The sequence below is a fragment of the Armatimonas sp. genome, assembly GCF_043760365.1.
GTDB lineage: Bacteria > Armatimonadota > Armatimonadia > Armatimonadales > Armatimonadaceae > Armatimonas.
In genome coordinates this window covers 1-3,670 of the sequence record NZ_JAYUPA010000718.1, presented here as the reverse complement: position 1 = coordinate 3,670, position 3,670 = coordinate 1, and the positions used below count along the sequence as shown (strand labels likewise).

3 protein-coding genes and 1 tRNA gene are annotated in these 3,670 nt (G+C 49.8%); 2 read left to right on the top strand and 2 right to left on the bottom strand.

The window, feature by feature from the left end; genetic code table 11:
- Positions 1 to 296: 296 nt before the first annotated feature.
- Both ACH2EH_RS16930 and ACH2EH_RS16925 read right to left on the bottom strand, forming a co-directional pair.
- A complete protein-coding gene (locus ACH2EH_RS16930) occupies positions 297 to 878 on the bottom strand; it encodes a hypothetical protein (RefSeq protein WP_395143400.1) in 582 nt (193 codons plus the stop codon).
- On the bottom strand, positions 865 to 2,907 hold the full coding sequence (locus ACH2EH_RS16925) for a hypothetical protein (protein ID WP_395143398.1): 2,043 nt from the start codon (positions 2,905 to 2,907) through the stop codon (positions 865 to 867). Before ACH2EH_RS16925 ends, ACH2EH_RS16930 begins: the two co-directional genes overlap by 14 nt.
- Before the next feature lie 342 nt (positions 2,908 to 3,249).
- Here ACH2EH_RS16925 and ACH2EH_RS16920 point away from each other — a divergent pair, with 342 nt between their 5' ends.
- Together ACH2EH_RS16920 and ACH2EH_RS16915 are read left to right on the top strand one after the other, a co-directional pair.
- On the top strand, positions 3,250 to 3,456 hold the full coding sequence (locus ACH2EH_RS16920) for a hypothetical protein (RefSeq protein WP_395143397.1): 207 nt from the start codon (positions 3,250 to 3,252) through the stop codon (positions 3,454 to 3,456).
- A 135-nt stretch (positions 3,457 to 3,591) separates the two neighbouring features.
- Positions 3,592 to 3,663 (top strand) — tRNA-Thr (locus ACH2EH_RS16915).
- The last annotated feature ends 7 nt before the right edge of the window (positions 3,664 to 3,670 follow it).

Sequence of the window (3,670 nt, the reverse complement as noted above, 5' to 3'; positions counted from 1 at the left end):
AAGCCAGGAAGCGCCAATACACTCTCCGCAAACCCCGCATGGCTCGTCGCCAGCATCGTCCCTTGGTTCGTGCGCTCCAGATGGAAAAAGAACGCCTTCCGCAAAACACACTCCGCACTCACCCGAGTCATCGGAATGATGCTGGTAGGCTCCACTTCGACGCGCACCGTCCACGGTGGGACTGTAATGCGTATCTCTTCATGGGTGAAGAAATCTCCTGGTATATATACTCCTGATAAACTATTTGTAGCTTGTAGCCAACTGTTTATGTTTGATGGAGTGTTCAACGTCTGTATTTATTGAATTCGGATAGTTATGTTCCCATCTGCATGATTTCCATCAATGAGATATTCCCAAAAATACAAAGTGTATCTTGTACCTGGTGCTAATCGGGTTGCCTCAAGGGAAATATAATTTGAAACCCAACCTAAAATTTCGCCCTGATTTGGCGCGTTGGCTTCACCATCTCGTATTGTGGAATCTAGTCTTTTATCCCTATCTGTAGCCTTATAGATATACAACTCATCTAATCCAATGTCTACTGGGATTCTATCCACAGGGACGACAGTGGGGGGATCTTCTGTTTTGAATAGATGTATTTTATATTTTTTAGTGTTTGATAAAACGAATTCTCCATTTGTAGAAGGGAGATAAATAGGGGCACGTGTGCTAACTGTAGGATCTTCTTCAACTCTAAATGTTACAGGCACATGTTGGCCAGTAATGGTTCTTAGTGTCTTGATTTCCTTTAATAATCCCTTCATTTTTTCTATTTTATCTTTTTGTGATAGAGGAGGAGTGGGGTCTGTTTTTGGACAACCAAGAATGGACGAACTTGCAATCAGTAGGGTGAGTGTTAGAAATTTAGATGTTTTCATTAGTTTTGCTAATCTGTCTTTCAATATTTTGGAGGAACTCTAGTATATCAAGTTGACTGAAATTTGCGCCCTGCGTGAACAGGTTTTCATACATCGTCGGCTCGGTTATCACTTGGAGTTGTTGTACAAAGGAAGTATACAAATCTGTTGCTTGGTTGTCAAGTGGTTCGCAATTTTTTGCTAGTGAGGAATCAATTTTACCTAATAACGGAATAATCCAAGTTGGATTACCTTCGGTATGGTAAAGTGCTTCCGTAATAACCCATAAGATTCGGGCAGTAAGAAGTTCGTTTTTTAAGCCTGTGGATATTTTAAAAGACTTTAGCGCATTTTTAAATGCTTCTATGTATTCTTTATTTAGATTATTTGCCATTCCTAAATTTATATACAGTATGAGTACGCTATTTTTGTCTTCGATTTTATTGATTAAAGGCAAAATGCTTTGGAATATTTTCTTTGATTTTTCAGGTAGATTTGTTTTTAGATATGTTGCTCCTATGTTAAGGGAAATCAGAAACACTCGATTTTCATCATTGATTTTTTTGTAGTAATGCAGAGACTCGTCCAAAGATTGGATCGCATTTTTGAAATCGCCTTTTTTACTGGAATTAATGCCTAAATTGCTTACCGTAATTGCAATATCTGATTGCATGTCGAGCTGTTTGAATAATTGATAAGATTTTTGAAGATATATTTCAGCCTCGTCGTATAAATGAAGCTGGGTTGCTAAAATACCTGATGCGCGAAACGATTTGGCGCGTGTTTTTGCAGTGCATAGGGGAAACGAGTTAAGGAGTTGCTGGAGATAGTGTTTCCCTTCTACTAGATAGCCACGTACTAACCAGAACCAGAGAACAGCGCTGCTAAGACGCAGGGCAAGTTCGATGTTTTCGGGCTTGGTCAGGGCAGCACGGAGGTTGGGGTGCTCCTCTTCCAGACGCTCCAGCCACTCTTTCTGGTTGGGGCCACGCAGGTGGGGCTCGGCTTCTTCGGCGAGGGCGGTGAAGAACTCCAGGTGGCGCAGGCGGAAAACAGGCAGCTCGTTGGCCTCTTTGAGCTTCTCCAGGCCGTACTCACGCACCGTTTCCAGCAGACGATAGCGATTTGCCAACGTGCTGTCGCGTAGGAGGATGGACTTGCGCACCAAGCCGCGAAGTGCTCGCAAAGCACTGTGGGAAGGCAAGAGTTCATCCGTGCAGACGGCTGCCGCTGCTTCTTGGGTGAAGCTACCCGCAAAGACGGAGATCCGTCGCCAGAGAGTTTGCTCCGCCACCGTCAGCAGGCCATAACTCCAGTCCATCGTTCCCCGCAGGGTGCGCTGGCGCTCCGGTGCGGTCGGGTCTACCGATTCAAGAAACTCCTCGTCGAGAAGGTGCTTATCAATCTGCTCAGGCGAGAGCGCACTCATCCAGGCCGCTGCAAGCTCCATCGCTAGTGGGATGCCGTCCAGACGGCGGCAGATTCGAGCGAGGCAGGGGCCGTTAGCCGCAGTCAGTCGGAAACCCGGAGACACCGCCGCTGCTCGCTCCACAAAGAGCTGGATTGCCTCGTAGCGCATCAAACGGCTCGGCGGGGGAACCTCTTTCGGCGGGGTGACACTCTCGGGTGGCAGAGCCAGTCCGGGCAAGGGCCAGGCCACTTCCCCAGTAAGCCCTAGTGCCTCGCGGCTCGTGGCAAGAATCGTGACTTCCGAAGAGTGCACCAGAACTTGCTGGGCAAAGCGTGCCGCGGCACCGACCAAGTGCTCGCAGTTGTCCAGAATCAGGAGAGCCTGCCGAGGTGCCAGGTGAGAGAGCAGTGTCTCCATCAGATCAGCTCCAGTGTCCTCCCGCACCCGGAGCGCCGCCGCGACCGCCCGCGCAAACAGGGCTTCGTCGGCCACGGGAGCCAGATCTACGAACCAGACCCCGCCGGGATAGCGTGTCAGCAGCTCATCGCCCACTTTGAGCGACAGGCGTGTTTTACCATTACCACCCGCCCCCAGAATCGTTAGCAGACGGGTTTGTAAGAGCAATCGCTCGACATCCACACACTCTTTTTCACGTCCGATAAACGTCGTGAGGGTGCGCGGCAAGTTATGGGGCGGCAAGGAAGCACTGGCAAACGGAGGGAACTCAGTGGGCAGACCCGGGATCATCAGCTGGAAGAGGCGCTCCGGGGACTCCATACTCCGAATTTGGTACTCCCCAAGATTTTTTAGATGATCTGTGGCAGCAGGCTCCGCCTCCTCAACGAGACGTGCGCTGGTCTCCGTGAGGACGAGCTGAGTGCCATGACTAAACTCAAGTACCCGTGAGGCTCGGCTTAAAACCAGTCCGAAATAGTCGTCGTCTCGGTGTTGTGCCTCACCTGTGCTGAGGACGGTACGGATTTGAAAAGTCTCTCCAAACTCCTGGAAGAGCATCTGCTGGAGAGTGACCGCCATGTCACGCGCTGCCAGCGCAGTAGGAAATGCGATGAAGAAGCCATCACCTCGGTTCTTGAAATCGTCGCCGCCAAAGCGCTGGGCAAGCTCTCGAACAAGACCATCATGCCGGATAAGTCGCTCACGCATGAGAGCACCATTCTCTTGCCATAGTCGGGTGCTCCCGACGATGTCTGTGCAGAGGAAAGTAAACGTTCGCACAGTGGGTTCGTTTTCTTGCGGCATAGCACTAGTATAGCTGTAAATCCTATTGCAGGGAAGAGGTGGGTATGGTAAAATCTCCTTCGCGCCGACGTGGCTCAGTGGTAGAGCAGCTGTTTCGTAAACAGCAGGTCACCGGTTCGAACCCGGTCGTCGGCTTCACGGC

Bases quoted from the DNA above. Each gene is read 5' to 3' on its own strand.
- ACH2EH_RS16930 (WP_395143400.1), bottom strand. From the start codon at position 878: ATGAAAACATCTAAATTTCTAACACTCACCCTACTGATTGCAAGTTCG.